The organism is Pseudomonadales bacterium, from assembly GCA_041395945.1.
GTDB lineage: Bacteria > Pseudomonadota > Gammaproteobacteria > Pseudomonadales > Azotimanducaceae > SZUA-309.
The window spans coordinates 1,748,824-1,762,791 of sequence record JAWKZN010000001.1; the positions used below are offsets into that span (position 1 = coordinate 1,748,824).

The following is a 13,968-nucleotide window of genomic DNA, read 5'->3' on the forward strand; positions in this document are numbered from 1 at the left end:
ACGGTAGACACTGATCGGTCTACTGTACACCTGCAGGGGGTCGACAATGGACAACCCGTCATTCAACTGGTAGTAAAGGCGCTGATCGAGAGAGGGGACGAGGGTGCTGAACGAACTGTTGCTGGATCTGGCCCGCTGGCTGGACGCAATGCCGTGGAGCAGCCAGCTCCACGAGTCCTACTACATGTATCCCTGGATCGAATCCACCCACGTGCTCACGCTGATGGTGTTTCTCGGCATGCTGTGTGTGATCGATCTGCGCATGCTGGGACTCACCTTCACCGGCGTCCCGGCTTCAACAGTCGCCGAACGCCTCGACACGCCGATGATGATCGGTTTCGCGGTGATGGTGATCACAGGCTTCATCCTGTATTTCGCGATCCCCATCCGCTCGACCCAGAGCATCTGGTTCCGCATCAAGGTGGTGCTGCTGATTGCGGCGGGTATCAACGCCTTCCTGTTCAGAGCAAAAATGAAGGCGGCAAAGGGCAGCTGGGACACCAATCCGAAACCGCCTGCACGCATAAGAGCCGGTGCAGCGCTGTCACTCACCCTGTGGGCCGGGGTGGTCATCACCGGACGCACCATCGCCTATGACTGGTACGACTGCCACAAGGAACTGCCCTACTTCATGTACTGGGCGGCCGGTTGTGTGGACGAGATGGCGGCACTGAACTAGGAACCCGAAGATGGACGTACTGGCATTTTTCAACTGGCTGGACACTTCGCTGCTGGCCGACATCTCGAAGGCCTACGGCGGGGTGTTTGCTGTGGTCCAGATGTTCCATCTGATGGCGATGGCCCTGCTCGGCGGCATGGTTGTCCTCGGCGATCTGCGCATGCTCGGCATCCTGATGACCGACGTTCCTTCTGAGACGGTCATCGAGAATACCCGGAAGTGGTTCAACGTCGGGCTCGCCGTGGCCATCCTCAGCGGCATCTTCATGAGTTCCGCAGTCGCGCTGAAGCTGTACTACAACGAAATGTTCTGGGCGAAGATGGCCGGACTGGGTATCGGCATTGTGTTCGTCTATTTCATCCGCGGACCGCTGCTGCGCTGCGATCACCGCGCGCTCAATCCCTGGGCAGTGCGCCTCACTGCCATCGCATCGCTGACGATCTGGTTCACGGTGGCGGCTTCGGGCCGCTGGATTGGTTTCTCCTGAACAGGCGGCCGGACAGAACCCGGGGCCGATCTCCCGGAGCCGGCCAGGTAAAACGGGTATCTGAATGAGTCAAACAGTCAAAGAACGCATCGCTCTGGGCAGCTCGGCGGGGATCCTGATCGCTGCCGTCTGGTTCTGGATCATCCAGATTGGCAATGTCCTGGAAACCTTGAGCCTCAGCGGCGCCTGACCGTACACCCCTCAGTGGCGATACAGCTCCGCGTGCTTGAGCATATATGCCGGTCCGTGGGGGCCGTTAATCACCGCATCTTCACCGTAAAGCTTCTCCTTCTGCCCCGCATAGAGATCCCTGCGTGCAGCCAGAGGAGCCAGCTCCGCCGCTCTGTGCCGGGCGAGGTCTGCCAGTTCTTCCACTGACCCGGTCCGCTGCACAATACCGGCCGCCAGCGCATCCGGCCCGGTCCAGCGCCGGGCAAGCTGCACGGTTTCAAAAAACACGTTCATCGGCAGTTTGTGCCGGAACAGCGCGAGTTCCGGCAGCGGTATTGCCATGCCGAGCTGCATCTCGTTGGCACAGAGGAAACCCCGATCGGCACGCATGAAGCGCAGGTCGTGACACAGTGCCAGCATGAATCCGGCACCGAAGGCGTGGCCGTTGACCGCCGCCAGCGTCGGCACCGGAAAGGTGATCATGCGCCCCATCAGGGTCATGAACTCGGCACCGAACGCGGCTCGGTCTCCGGCCTCGGGATGTGCATCCGGATCCTGCACCCAGTCCAGGTCCAGGCCATTGGAGAAAAACTTTCCGCTGGCGGATGTGGTCACCAGTGCCGCCGGGCCTTCGCTCGCCTCCACCTCATCCAGCGCCTTCGCAAAGGCCCGCACAAAACTGGTATTCCAGCGGTTTTCGCCTGCGGTCATGGTCAGGGTAAACACATCGCCATCGCGGCTGAGGTCGATCATCGGCTGCTGCTCCTGCTGGTCAGTTCGGACACCGTCTTCATGTCATCTGCAGACAGCCGCCAGCCGACCGCCTGCGCATTCGCGGCAACCTGCTCCGGCCGGGTGGCACCCGCAATCACGCTGGAAACCTCGGGCTGGGACGCCAGCCACCCGAATGCCAGTTCCAGCAGCGTATGGCCGCGATCCCGGGCGAAGGCATCAAGGGCCTCCACCACATCGAAGTTCTTATCCGACAGGGCCGCTTTGCCCCGCTCGCCGAAATTCGCCAGGCGGGTACCTTCCGGAGCCGCCTGACCACGCTGGTATTTACCAGTGAGCAGACCGCTGGCGAGGGGGAAGTAAGGCAGCATGCCGAGACCAAACCGCCGGCAGGCCGGCAGAACTTCTTTTTCGATGCGCCGGTCGAGCAGGTTGTAGTGGTTCTGGGCCGTGACGTAAGGGTTCAGACCATGATGTCGGGCAGTCCAGTCGGCGTCTGCAATCTGCCAGCCGGAAAAGTTGGAGTTGCCAAAATAACGCACCTTGCCGGCTCGGACCAGGTCGTCGAGCGCCCGCAGAGTCTCCTCAACCGGAGTTGAAGGGTCAGGTGCATGTTGTTGATACAGATCGATATAGTCCGTCTTCAGACGCCGCAGGCTGGCTTCTACCGCGCTGCAGATGTACTGCCGGGAGGCACCCTTTTTCAGAGGCCCCTCGCCCATGGGCATGGCGAATTTGGTGGCGATGAGGATGTCCGTACGATCCCGACCCGCGATGGCCTGACCGAGAATTTCTTCGCTGCGCGCGCCGCCGTAAACGTCGGCGGTATCGAAGAAATTGATGCCCTGATCGAGCGCCGCATGGACCACCGCGGCGCCCTGTGCCGCATCACAGCGCATGCCGAAATTGTTGCAGCCGATACCGGCGATCGAGACCTTAAGCCCCGTGCTGCCCAGATTCCGATACTCCACTCTCGTTCTCCCTCAATGTCCCGGGACTGAGGAAGGTACGTGGCTGGCTGATGGCTGGCAAGCGGCAGCCGATGCGCTGAACTGGCACTACAGTGCTTTCGCGGACGAGTTCAGCGAGCAGGCTTCAGATTTCGAAGTCCACAGAAGTTGTGGCACCGTCTGCTATCTCGACGAGCTGGGGAGATACGAACTCGATATCGTCATCGGCTTCGGTGAGATCCGTATCGCTCTCCGGCACGTCATCGTCCAGCCCATGGCAGGTGAAGGCAACCGTGTATGACCCGGGGGGCAGATAGTCGACTCTGTAGGTGAACGCACCGTTGGAGGTGCTGCGTACGGGTGCAGTCACCAGCGGGTTCGGTGCATTGTTATCGATGTCATCCGGCACCACGTCACCTTCGAACACGTAAACCAGATTGCCGCGACCCGTGTCGGGCTCACTGCTGCAGTCACCCGAGGTCAGGGCATCGTCAACGGTACCCGCAATGGCACCGAAGGCGGCCATGTCCACCACCCGGATCGTCGGTTTCAGCATCAGACCCGCCTGCCCGACCGGATCGACCAGTCCTTTGCGGATATCCCAGTCGAGCAGCAGATGGGTGGTGCGGTCCTGCAGCACCACAAAGCCGCTGGACAGTTGCAGCCCCCGGGCACTGGGAATGCGCAGCGGCACGATGCCGCCGCCATCCTCCACGACATAGGAGCGGGCCTCGTCGATCTCTGCACGCAGCCACTGGTAGCGTCCGGCGATCACATCCCGCTCATCCAGCAGGCTCTGCACGACGCCATCGCGCAATCCGAGGAGATTCAATGGGTTACAGGAATCAGATTCGCCGGGCTCCATGGTGCAATCGGTGAGATTGAGCGGAAAAGACTCAGGCGGTCCATCTTCCTTCTTGACCGTCACGCCGGTTACGTAGATGCGCACCTCTTCCACGGAATCCACCGGCGCATCAGTCATTCCGATCGACAGCTGACCGACCTGCAGCACATCGGGCGCATCCGAGCCCCCGGAGCCACCGCCACAGGCGGCCAGCGAAAGAACACCCAGACCGAGAAAAAACCGGCGCAAATTCGGGAATCGCATGTGAAGTTACCTGCTCAGAGAAAAGCTCCAGTATACGCACTTCACTGGTCCGGCCAATGGACCTGTATCACGGACCGCACTCAGCCAAATGCGGATCGTCAGTCGGCCGCAGTACCCGCCCCGTCGCTCATTAATACCCCAGCGGATTCGAGTGCACGAATCTCACCCGCGGACATGTCCAGCCAGCCGTGCAGTACTTCGGTGTTGTGTTCACCCCGGTGTGGCGCAGGACCGCGCACACCACTGCGGGCATTCGAAAAACGGTAGGGCGACTGAGTGATCGGTCTGGTACCGCCCGCGCGGTCGTCGATCTGCACAATCGAGCCCCGGGCCCGCACCGTAGGTTGGGACTCGATCAGCGCGCCCGCTTCCCGGATCTGTCCCCAGGCCAGGTTCATCGCGTCCATTGCTGCTTCCACCGCAGCCCAGGAATCGAGTGCCGCCATAAAGGCGCCGACGGCGCCACGCCGCGCGGCGATTTTTGTCTCGAGATCCGCACCTGGTGGCGTCGGGTCCTGCACGGCGTGCACGGTCGTCAGCAACTTCCACAGATGTCTGAAATCCGCCGATACCAGAATGGGTCCGGCGCCCGTAGTCCAGGCATCGTTGCGCAGCGGACCGGTTGCCTCCGAGTCTTCGAGGTCGTAATGGATCTGATCGTCGGTGCAGATGGTGGCATCGATCATCGCGATATCGATGTGCTGGCCGGTGCCCGTGGACTGACGCTGCAGCAGAGCGGCCAGCACCCCGACCAGTCCGTGCAGGGATGCGTTGGTGTCTGCCACCGACAGCGGCAGATCCTGGTAGGGGCCTTTGCCCCGGCGTGCGAGGCGCGCCATCAGACCGGCCTCCGCATGCACGATGGGGGCATAGGCCGGGCGGTGCGACTCGGGCCCGCCCTGCCCGAAGCCGGAGATCGACAGCATCACCAGCCGCGGGTTCACCGTCTGCAACGCGTCATAACCCAGACCCAGTCTCGGCATCACATCGGGTCGGTAATTTTCGATCAGGATGTCGGCATGCTGTACCAGCGACAGCACCAGTTCACGGGCACCGGCAGCGCGCAGGTCGATGCAGATGTTGCGCTTGCCTGCATTCTGCTGATGGTAGTAGCCGGGCAGTCCGCCGGCGACACGCCCCCAGAGCCGGGTGACATCGCCATCCGGCGGTTCGATCTTCACCACATCGGCACCGAGATCCGACAGCATGCGCCCGGCAAAGGGACCCGCCAGCACCCGGGAAAAATCCAGTACCTTCAGACCCGCCAGGGGATAACCGCCCTGCTCACCTTTTGCTTCCGACACTACCCGCTCCTTCGCCGATGCGATTTCAACTGCCCCGCCCCGATCTGATCATTTCTCATGCAGGGCGCGGAAAGCACGATCACCCAGGCGCCCGGTAACCTCCAGTCCGAGGGCATGGGCATCGAGAATTGCACTGCGGATCAGTTCAGCATCCACCCGCACGCCGAGGTTGCGGATAAAGGGAAACTCCAGTCCGCCCTTCACCAGAACTGCGAGCGCGGATTCGTCATCCGGACACAGACCCATATGCCCCAGATGCACGGGCAGGCCGATCGCCGCGAAAAATTCCGCTACCCGGCAGGCCTCGTCCCGCTCGCCTTCCATCATCAGCTGGGTCAGGGTGCCCATCGCCACCATCTCGCCGTGCAGGTAGCCTGCATGCACGCTCGGAATGGCTGTATAGCTCTGGGCAATCCCGTGGGCACCGGCCAGACCGCCACTTTCGAAGCCGAGTCCGCTCAACAGGGTGTTGGCTTCCACCACCTTCTCGAGGGATTCATCCACCCTGCCTGCCGCGACCGCCGCGATGGCAGCAGTGCCTTCTTTGAAGAGGGTGTCCGCGCAGATCCCGCCGATCGCGGCAGCTGCGAGCGTGGGTCGCGCACCCACCACATTGAGCGCTTTCGGATTCTTCAGACAGGCGCGGGCTTCGTACCAGGTCGCCATCGCATCCCCCATACCCGCCACCAGGAAGCGCACCGGCGCTCTGGCGACGATTCCGGTATCCACCACCACCAGCGCCGGATTGTTGGGATAGAACTCAGCACCCGAGGAAACACCCGCTGTGGTGTAGAGCACCGAGACAGCCGAAGTGGGTGCATCGTTGGAAGCGAGAGTCGGTACGATCACCACCGGAATCTGCAGTCGATGCGCGACCGCCTTGCCTGCGTCCACACACTTGCCGCCGCCGACGGCGAGCAGACAGTCGACCGCCTGCCCCTGCAGCGATTCAACATGACGCGCGATCTCTTCCAGTGAACACTCGCCCTGAAATACGCTCACCACCGGTTCAATGGACGCTGCTTCGAGGCTGGCAAATACCCGCCTGCCGTCCGCCGTCCTGCCGCGCTCTGAAATCATCACGGCAGCCCGTCTGGGTGACAGCAGGCTCAGATAACGACCGATGCCATCGAGTACGCCCTCTCCCTGAACATAGCGCTGAGGGCCTATGAAAACTCTCGGCGGCTGCGAACTGCCTGTGCCTGGTGGTGAAAAGACCGGATAGGGGACATAGTTTTCTGCAGTCGACATGGTGCGTCCTGACAGGCTGAACAGGTTCGCATCATCCGGTGTCCGGGGTTTCGGATCAATCCGCATCCGGACGCGCGTTCAAACACACACTTTGTTGAGGGACACCGGGCCGCCGTGTTTAATGGCTGCAGCGCCATTCGCACATCAAAGCGACCAGGCAGTCAGGAAGGCAGATGACAGACCGCGAAGAAATCATCGACGTGCTCAACAACTACGCCACCGGCCTCGATGCCCGGGACTGGGTGCTCTGGCGATCCGTGTTTCTCGACGAGGTCCTGTTCGACATGAGTTCCTGGCATGGCATTGCTCCCAGATCCCTCAATACAGATCGTGTGGTCCGCGCCCAGGCGAAGATCTTCGCTGAACTCTCGGTAACCCAGCACTTCCTGACAAACCACCGCATCAGCATCGACGGTGACAGCGCCCGTGCACAGGCACACATGCGGGCCGAACACTGGCTGGCGAATCCGGGTATCGAGGGAACCGACCGTTACACCATGTTCGGCTACTATGACGACAGACTGATCCGCACCGCAGCGGGCTGGAAGATCGCAGAAATGCAACTGAAAGTGACCCGCACCGAGGGTAATCGCTGGGTGATGGACGAAGCGCAGCGTCGCGCGCGGGCAGACAGATGAAGGTGCAGGGCCTACCACTCGCGATGTATCAGGATCTCGTGCCCTGGTACCGGCTGCTCGATCCGGTGGTGGAACACGAAGACGAAGTGGGCGCATACTGCGAGGCTCTGAAGCAGGTGGTGTCGCCGCCACCGCGCACGCTCCTCGAACTGGGCGCCGGCGCGGGCCACAACGGCTTTTATCTGAAACGCGACTTCATCTGCACCTTGAGCGATATCTCTGAGCCGATGCTGGCGCTGAGCCGGGAGCTCAATCCGGAGTGCGAACACATCACTGCGGACATGCGCACTCTGCGCCTCGGCCGTGAGTTCGATGCAGTCGTCATCCACGATGCCATCGTTTACATGACGACCGAAGCCGATCTCGAAGCTGCCGCGAAGACGGCTTTCGAGCATCTGCGCCCGGGTGGTGCCGCGCTGATCTCACCGGACTGTCTGAAAGAAACCTTTGTCGAACTCTCTGACCTGCACGAAGGCGATGGCGCCGATCGCGCATTCCGCTGTGCTGAGTGGATGTGGGATCCGGACCCGGATGACAGCACGTACACCGTGGACTATGCCTTCCTGCTGCGCGATGCATCCGGTGTGCGTGTGGTGCATGATCGCCATGTTGAAGGCCTGTTCAAGCGGGCAGACTGGCTTCGCATCCTCTCCGGTGTGGGGTTCCAGGTGCAGGCGGTGCCGCGGCCGATCGATCCGGAAGACAATGAACAGGGTGCCTACTGTGAGGAAATGTTTCTCTGCCTGAAGCCCTGAACGTACTATTTGAACCACTCACTCTCTGGAGATATTCAGATCCATGCCGGAAAAAGACATCAAGAACAGGCTCCGCGAGCTCCGCGAGGCACTGGAGGAAACAGACAGTCCGGATGACGACCTCAAAGACCTGCTCCAGCAGGTGGACGATGAGATCCATGAACTGCTGGGCAATCCGGAGCGGGTCGACTCACATGGAGACCTGCTCAAGGAACGGATCGACGAAATCACCGCGACCTTTGCCGCCCGCTATCCCCAGACAGAACGTCTGTTCAGGGAAATCGTCGCAGCACTGGGCCGGATGGGGATCTGAGCACTTCGCAAACCGCAAGGATGCCGGAGAATACAATGCTGAAACTCTTCTACACCCCCGGCACCTGCGCCCGGGCTTCACACATAGCGCTGCGGGATGCCGGTGCGGAATTCGAACTGCAGCGGGTGGATTTCGCAACCGCCGAGCAGCGCACTGACGCCTATCGGAAGATCAATCCAAAGGGCCGTGTTCCCGCACTGCAGACCGATCGCGGCGTGCTCACCGAGACGCCGGCAATCCTTGCCTACATCGCCCAGATACATCCCGAGGCCAGGCTCGCGCCCCTCGACGATCCTTTCGAGTTTGCCCGGCTGCAGTCCTTCAACAATTATCTGTGTGCCACCGTGCATGTTGCCCACGCGCACAGTCCGCGCGGCGCACGCTGGGCAGACGATCCCGCCGCCATTGCGGAGCTGAAGCGGAAGGCCCCTGAGGTCGTCGCCGACTGCTTCCGCATGATTGAAGAAGAGTTTTTCACAGGTCCCTGGACACTGGGGGCGAACTATTCGATCGCAGACCCCTACCTGTTTACCATCACCCAGTGGCTGCCTTCACACCGGATCGATTCGGCCGACTATCCGCAGGTCCACGCCCATCATCAGCGCATGCTCGAGCGCGAAGCAGTACGCGCCACCCTCGCTGCCGAGGCCGCGTCATAGCAACTGCGGCCTGACCCCGGCCGCTATCGGACCGGTGCCGTTCAGCCGGCCCGGGCGCTCACCAGCCAGCAGGCCGCACCCAGATCGAGACCGGCATCAGTCAGGTGCCCGGCGAGTGCCGCACGGGCGGCAGCCAGCGCCTGCTCCCGGGCCTGGTCATCCAGTTCGCCGATCACCCGGGAGAGCGGACCAACCTCCTGCAGAAAACGCACCCCGTCTTCCAGCGTGTCGGCGAGATGCAGCGTCGGTGTGAGCGCTTCGAAGCGGATGTCCGCGAAACCGGACTGGGCCAGAATGCCTCGAACGTAGTCCGGATCGGCAAACGCAAAGGGGCCGGGCGCCCGCGGATCCACTTCACCACCGGGTTCCGTCAGAAAGGGCTGCACGGCCTTGCCGGCGATGGCCATCCAGGGATTGAGACGCGGTGGCTGCCAGCAGGCGAATTGCAGGCGGCCCCGGGGCTTCAACGCAGAGCGAAGATTGCTGAACGCTGCAGACGGTTCAGCAAAGAACATCACGCCGAATCGTGAGAAGAGCAGGTCGTGATCGGGCGTGAATGCCTGGGTCGCGGCATCCGTTCGCGTAAACGCGAGATTCTTCACACCCGCCGCCCGGGACTTCGCCACCGCCAGCATCGGCTCGGAGATATCGATGCCCCACACAGCGGCGCCAGCAGCCGCCAATGCCACACTGGTATCCCCGCAGCCGCAGCCGACATCGACGACGCGCATGCCGGGTTGTATCTCTGCCGCCTGCACCAGCGCGGCTGAGATCGGTGAGAGCATGGTGTCCAGACGCTGCTGAGCCTGGGCCCAGGTGTGTCCTGCCTTACCATTCCAGTATTCGATCTGCTGCTGATTGACATCCGTCATTGCGCGTTCTCCTGTGGTGAAGGGTTCCAGGGAAAATCTGATCGAGTATCAACGTCTCAGAGGTTCCCTATACCCCCAGTCGATAAATTCTTCGTACATTGTCCCCGAGTACCAGTCTGCGGGCGGCTGGACTCAGCACATCGGCATACCGGGTGAGATCGTCTACCCAGGTGTGGGGATGATCCGGATGGGGGTAATCAGTGGCCCACATGAAACACTCAGCACCCACATGTTCGATCACATGGGGTGCCGCGGTTTCGTCCGGATCGCCGGAGATGAAACACTGCCGGCGGAACAGTTCCGTGGCACTGGCGCGGCGGATGTTGAGGGATTCGGAGAAGGCGTCCAGTCTGTCCAGCAGTGCGCCGATCCAGCCCGATCCGGCTTCCAGCACACCAAGGCGCAGTTCGGGAAAACGCTCCAGCGTACCAAGCGAGAAAAAGGAGATCAGTGCCTGCTGCACGATAGAGCGCAACCAGATCGCCTCTCCCCAGGCCCGCCCTTCCCGGGGCCAGTCGAAAATGCCTTCTGCTGCGCCGTGCGGCGTGAAGGTCGGGTGAATGGCAAGGGGCACGTCGAGTTCACAGCACTTGCGGAACAGCGGGTCGTGGAGCGGACTGCCATGGATTACCCGGCGATGGTTGAAGGGATTGACCCAGGCACCTCTGCAGCCATCTTTCACAGCGCGTTCGAGTTCACTGGCTGAGCCTTCGACATCGAGCAGGGTGAGTTGTGCGATGGGCACCAGTCGGCCGCCGCTGTCTCTGCAGAAGTCGGCGATCCAGCGGTTGTAGGCACGGCAATAGGCCAGACTCAACTCCGCATCCGTGAGCTCCACTTCCCAGAGCAGCCCGATGGTCGGATAGAGCAGACAGCAATCCAGATTTTCCTGGCGCATCAGGTCGAGACGCTGCTGGGGATCGCTGGAACCGTAGGGCATGTTGTCCGCGTAACGGCGATCGGGCCGCGGCCGCATGTCCGCCTCTCCCATCGCGCCGAGAAGACCCAGGGATCCTTTACGGGAACGTTCTGAAGGCTGCCGGTCGATCTCCAGATATTCATAGCCTTCGTCGTCGACCCGGATGCGCAGTGCGCGCGTCCGATAACGCTGCTCGAGATAGGTCTCCCACAGATCCGCAGGCTCGAGGATGTGACCGTCCGCGTCTATGGTGCCGTCGTATGGAAATTTCCGGATCTGGTAGCTCATCTCTTTCCCCGTATGTCCCTTGAGATTCCTTACAGAATTACTGTGCAGCCTCCACCAGTCTGCCCAGGTAGCCGGCAAACTCAGGATCCTCGCCCTCCAGCAGATGGGGCAGGGCTTCCCGGAAATCATCCCGAGCGCACCACTCCTGCATGAAGTCCTCCCAGGAGCGCCAGCGCCGCGCCTGTTTGCCGCCGAGATCGTCTTCATAGAGCAGCAGATAGGCGCGCTCGAAGATCGCTACCAGCAGACCGAAGATGGCCAGCATCCGCTCCCGCTGCTCGTCACTCAATTCATGGGTACGGGCTTTCGAGAGCAGTCTCAGATCCGGATTGTCGAGGGCCAGTCGCAGAAAATCCTGATAGCTGGCAGCGACCGATTCGTAGACTTCCTCTTCTTCCGCAATCCGCTCTTTGCGTTTTTCATAGAGAAACACAGCAATCGCCAGTGGCAGACCGAGCACCGTGACGACATAACTCATGAGTTCCCAGAATTCGATCGGCACCACCCACTCCTCCACCCGGCTGTCCCGCAGTCGTCCAGCTTAGTGGCTGAGTGTTGATCCGGGCAATCGCCCTGACACGCTTCCTCCAATTCAACCTCTCAGCGCGGTGCACGGCTGCGCCCGGACTTATATACTCCCGGCGCCAATCGAGAGCCCGCATCTTGCCAGTAGAACCACCCGAACCGGCGCGGGAATCGCCGGCGCACACACGTCCCTGGGGTGCATTCCTGTACCGGGACTACCGGTTCCTGTGGGCGGCAATGATTACCGCCACCATGGTGGTGTGGGTGCGGATCCTTTCCACCGCCCAGTGGCTGCTCGATGAAACCGGATCTGCGGTGCTGGTGGGATTTATCGGTGTGGTGCAGCTCGTGGTGCAGATTCCCGCGCTGTTGTGGGGTGGTGCGCTGGCGGATCGCATCGATCGCAAACGTCTCATGACCCTGGCCAACGCAACCACCTGTCTGGCCATGCTCGCCCTCGGGCTGCTCAACTCCGCCAATCTGCTGACTCCGATGATGGTCTACGTCGGTATTGCACTCACCGCTGCCTCCCAGATGCTCGCCAGCCCGGCGCGCTCGGCCATGGTGCCCATCGTGATTCCCACCCGGCACCTGATGCTGGCCGCTTCCACCGACACGGCATCCCAGAATGCGGCAGCAATCGCCGGCCCGCTGCTGTTTGCGGTGGTGGCGGTCAGTTTCGGCATCACCGCGTCTTTCTTCACCGCTGCCGCCATCGCCCTCCTCTCCGCTGTGCTCCCCCTGTTCATCCGGGCTGTCGGTGTGGCGGCCGGACACGGTGACGATGCGCCGCGCTCTGCGGTGCAGCAGACCTGGGAGGGGCTGCGCTATGTCTCGAAGCATCCGATTCTGCCGGGTCTGTTCCTGCTCGATACCGGTATCACTGTGGCATCCTTCTACCGGGAAATTCTCCCGGTACTGGCTCTGGGCCTTTTCGCCGGCGGCGCCAGTGCGACCGGACTCCTCGGTGCTGCGAACTCCACCGGCGCCATTGCCGGTTCATTTCTCGCCCTGTTTCTGGTCGCCTACAGGGCCAAGGGCATGCTGGTGCTCTATGCCTCCCTTGCCTACGGCGTGATCCTGTTCGGCTTCGGCACCGTGACCAGTCTGTGGGCCGGCATGCTGATGATTGCCCTGCTCGGCGCAGCAGATGCGGTCACCGTGGCGGTGCGGCAGACGACGGTGATGCTCACCACACCGGATCACATGCGGGGTCGCGCTTTCGCGCTGATGATTCTGGCCGCCCAGACCGCCAACAATGTCGGCACCATCTGGGTCGGCGCCTGGGCGGGCGCGATCGGCGCCGGTAACACCATGGTGCTGGGGGGTGTGATTTCGATCGCTGCCACACTGCTCATCTGGCGATTGTGGCGACCGATCCGGGAGTTCCGCTCGGACTAGCGAACCTGCTTTCCCGGGTCCGGACCCGGGATCGCCGCTCGGCTATCACCGCGGGACAGCGCCCGTTATCATCGAGTGTTTTCCAGTACACACGATTCAAACACCAGCTAAGGAGACAGAAATGCAGATCCAGGGCAGCAACGCGATCATGGTGGGTGGCGCATCCGGCATGTGTCTGGCCACCGCCGAGAAATTCGTGAAGGCGGGCGGCAAGGTGGCCATCCTTGATCTGGAACGCTCAGAGGGCGCGAAAGTCGCCGAGCGCCTTGGCGGTAAATTTTTTCCCTGCAACGTGATGGACCACGCCGCAATGGAAAAGGTGCTCGATGCGGCGGTGGCTGCACTGGGCAGTGTGCAGTTCATGGTCAACACAGCTGGTGGCGGTGTGGCCAGGCGTACGGTCAGCAAGGGTGGCGAGATGCACCCCCTCGAGGATTTTCAACGCATCATCGAACTGAATCTGGTGGCTTCCTTCAACATCAACCGCATCGTCGCGAAACACATGAGCGCCAATGAACCCAACGCCGATGGTGAGCGCGGCGTGATGATCAATACCGCCTCCATCGCCGCCTTCGAAGGCCAGATCGGTCAGGTCGCCTACACCGCTGCCAAAGCGGGTATCGCCGGCATGACACTGACCATGGCGCGGGACCTGGGCGGTATCGGTGTGCGGGTCATGACCATCGCGCCGAGCCTGTTCGATACCGGTCTCACACGGGGCATACCCGAAGCCGGTGCCCAGCAGCTCACCAAAGATGCGGCGTTTCCGCGTCGCATGGGCCGACCGGAAGAATACGCGGTGATGGCTATCGCCATCTTCGAAAGCGCCATGATGAACGGTTCGACCATCAGAGTGGATGCCGGTCAGCGCTTTGCGCCACGCTGAGACGTCAGGCAGCCTCTGCGCAGCGGCTGC

The 13,968-nt window shown here is 61.8% G+C and carries 17 protein-coding genes; 9 read left to right on the plus strand and 8 right to left on the minus strand.

Going from position 1 to position 13,968, the window contains the following annotated elements; all coding sequences use genetic code 11:
• Positions 1-103 precede the first annotated feature (103 nt).
• The 3 genes from R3E82_08200 (at position 104) to R3E82_08210 (ending at position 1,356) form a co-directional block, all read left to right on the plus strand.
• The gene (locus tag R3E82_08200; protein ID MEZ5550854.1) at positions 104-679 is read left to right on the plus strand and encodes a DUF6644 family protein; all 576 of its coding nucleotides are present in this window, start codon (positions 104-106) and stop codon (positions 677-679) included.
• 10 nt (positions 680-689) lie between these two features.
• Complete coding sequence (locus R3E82_08205) at positions 690-1,166, plus strand: DUF6644 family protein (GenBank protein MEZ5550855.1); 477 nt, start codon at positions 690-692, stop codon at positions 1,164-1,166.
• Positions 1,167-1,230: 64 nt separating this feature from the next.
• Positions 1,231-1,356 carry a hypothetical protein gene (locus R3E82_08210; protein ID MEZ5550856.1) on the plus strand — a complete coding sequence of 42 codons (126 nt, stop codon included), beginning with the start codon at positions 1,231-1,233 and terminating at the stop codon, positions 1,354-1,356.
• An 11-nt stretch (positions 1,357-1,367) separates the two neighbouring features.
• On the opposite strand, the gene R3E82_08215 is transcribed toward R3E82_08210, so the two are convergent.
• The 5 genes from R3E82_08215 to R3E82_08235 form a co-directional block, all read right to left on the minus strand.
• Positions 1,368-2,090 (minus strand): enoyl-CoA hydratase/isomerase family protein, encoded by a 723-nt coding sequence (locus R3E82_08215; protein MEZ5550857.1) that lies wholly within the window; start codon positions 2,088-2,090, stop codon positions 1,368-1,370.
• Entirely contained in the window at positions 2,087-3,040 is a 954-nt protein-coding gene (locus R3E82_08220; protein MEZ5550858.1) for an aldo/keto reductase, read from the minus strand. The genes R3E82_08215 and R3E82_08220 overlap by 4 nt, the downstream gene beginning before the upstream one ends.
• 124 nt (positions 3,041-3,164) lie before the next feature.
• Complete coding sequence (locus R3E82_08225; protein MEZ5550859.1) at positions 3,165-4,127, minus strand: DUF4382 domain-containing protein; 963 nt, start codon at positions 4,125-4,127, stop codon at positions 3,165-3,167.
• Between the two features lie 98 nt (positions 4,128-4,225).
• Entirely contained in the window at positions 4,226-5,431 is a 1,206-nt protein-coding gene (locus tag R3E82_08230) for a CaiB/BaiF CoA-transferase family protein (GenBank protein ID MEZ5550860.1), read from the minus strand.
• A 48-nt stretch (positions 5,432-5,479) separates the two neighbouring features.
• Positions 5,480-6,682 (minus strand): glycerol dehydrogenase, encoded by a 1,203-nt coding sequence (locus tag R3E82_08235; GenBank protein MEZ5550861.1) that lies wholly within the window; start codon positions 6,680-6,682, stop codon positions 5,480-5,482.
• Between the two features lie 173 nt (positions 6,683-6,855).
• Here R3E82_08235 and R3E82_08240 point away from each other — a divergent pair, with 173 nt between their 5' ends.
• From R3E82_08240 to R3E82_08255, 4 genes are read left to right on the plus strand one after another with little or no spacing between them, the layout of a single operon-like run.
• Positions 6,856-7,320 (plus strand): nuclear transport factor 2 family protein, encoded by a 465-nt coding sequence (locus R3E82_08240; protein MEZ5550862.1) that lies wholly within the window; start codon positions 6,856-6,858, stop codon positions 7,318-7,320.
• The gene (locus tag R3E82_08245; GenBank protein MEZ5550863.1) at positions 7,317-8,075 is read left to right on the plus strand and encodes a class I SAM-dependent methyltransferase; all 759 of its coding nucleotides are present in this window, start codon (positions 7,317-7,319) and stop codon (positions 8,073-8,075) included. The genes R3E82_08240 and R3E82_08245 overlap by 4 nt, the downstream gene beginning before the upstream one ends.
• Positions 8,076-8,118: 43 nt before the next feature.
• Positions 8,119-8,388, plus strand: coding sequence for a DUF4404 family protein (locus tag R3E82_08250; protein ID MEZ5550864.1), 270 nt, complete (start codon positions 8,119-8,121; stop codon positions 8,386-8,388).
• A 35-nt stretch (positions 8,389-8,423) separates the two neighbouring features.
• Positions 8,424-9,047 (plus strand): glutathione S-transferase N-terminal domain-containing protein, encoded by a 624-nt coding sequence (locus R3E82_08255; protein ID MEZ5550865.1) that lies wholly within the window; start codon positions 8,424-8,426, stop codon positions 9,045-9,047.
• A gap of 41 nt (positions 9,048-9,088) precedes the next feature.
• Here the strand turns inward: R3E82_08255 and R3E82_08260 are convergent, their stop codons facing one another.
• The 3 genes from R3E82_08260 to R3E82_08270 form a co-directional block, all read right to left on the minus strand.
• Positions 9,089-9,919: a methyltransferase domain-containing protein gene (locus R3E82_08260; protein MEZ5550866.1), complete on the minus strand. Its 831-nt coding sequence runs from the start codon at positions 9,917-9,919 to the stop codon at positions 9,089-9,091.
• 67 nt (positions 9,920-9,986) lie between these two features.
• A complete protein-coding gene (locus R3E82_08265; GenBank protein MEZ5550867.1) occupies positions 9,987-11,126 on the minus strand; it encodes an amidohydrolase family protein in 1,140 nt (379 codons plus the stop codon).
• Positions 11,127-11,163: 37 nt separating this feature from the next.
• The gene (locus tag R3E82_08270; protein MEZ5550868.1) at positions 11,164-11,628 is read right to left on the minus strand and encodes a hypothetical protein; all 465 of its coding nucleotides are present in this window, start codon (positions 11,626-11,628) and stop codon (positions 11,164-11,166) included.
• A 161-nt stretch (positions 11,629-11,789) separates the two neighbouring features.
• On the opposite strand from R3E82_08270, the gene R3E82_08275 reads away from it, so the two are divergent.
• Positions 11,790-13,052, plus strand: coding sequence for an MFS transporter (locus R3E82_08275; protein ID MEZ5550869.1), 1,263 nt, complete (start codon positions 11,790-11,792; stop codon positions 13,050-13,052).
• Between the two features lie 121 nt (positions 13,053-13,173).
• Positions 13,174-13,938 (plus strand): SDR family oxidoreductase, encoded by a 765-nt coding sequence (locus R3E82_08280; GenBank protein MEZ5550870.1) that lies wholly within the window; start codon positions 13,174-13,176, stop codon positions 13,936-13,938.
• Positions 13,939-13,968: the final 30 nt, after the last annotated feature.

Excerpts from the sequence above, each read along its gene's own strand:
- R3E82_08205 (MEZ5550855.1), top strand. The coding sequence starts at position 690 with ATGGACGTACTGGCATTTTTCAACTGGCTGGACACTTCGCTGCTGGCC.
- R3E82_08210 (MEZ5550856.1), top strand. The coding sequence starts at position 1,231 with ATGAGTCAAACAGTCAAAGAACGCATCGCTCTGGGCAGCTCGGCGGGG.
- R3E82_08215 (MEZ5550857.1), bottom strand. The coding sequence starts at position 2,090 with ATGATCGACCTCAGCCGCGATGGCGATGTGTTTACCCTGACCATGACC.
- R3E82_08225 (MEZ5550859.1), bottom strand. The coding sequence starts at position 4,127 with ATGCGATTCCCGAATTTGCGCCGGTTTTTTCTCGGTCTGGGTGTTCTT.
- R3E82_08235 (MEZ5550861.1), bottom strand. The coding sequence starts at position 6,682 with ATGTCGACTGCAGAAAACTATGTCCCCTATCCGGTCTTTTCACCACCA.
- R3E82_08240 (MEZ5550862.1), top strand. The coding sequence starts at position 6,856 with ATGACAGACCGCGAAGAAATCATCGACGTGCTCAACAACTACGCCACC.
- R3E82_08245 (MEZ5550863.1), top strand. The coding sequence starts at position 7,317 with ATGAAGGTGCAGGGCCTACCACTCGCGATGTATCAGGATCTCGTGCCC.
- R3E82_08250 (MEZ5550864.1), top strand. The coding sequence starts at position 8,119 with ATGCCGGAAAAAGACATCAAGAACAGGCTCCGCGAGCTCCGCGAGGCA.
- R3E82_08255 (MEZ5550865.1), top strand. The coding sequence starts at position 8,424 with ATGCTGAAACTCTTCTACACCCCCGGCACCTGCGCCCGGGCTTCACAC.
- R3E82_08260 (MEZ5550866.1), bottom strand. The coding sequence starts at position 9,919 with ATGACGGATGTCAATCAGCAGCAGATCGAATACTGGAATGGTAAGGCA.
- R3E82_08265 (MEZ5550867.1), bottom strand. The coding sequence starts at position 11,126 with ATGAGCTACCAGATCCGGAAATTTCCATACGACGGCACCATAGACGCG.
- R3E82_08280 (MEZ5550870.1), top strand. The coding sequence starts at position 13,174 with ATGCAGATCCAGGGCAGCAACGCGATCATGGTGGGTGGCGCATCCGGC.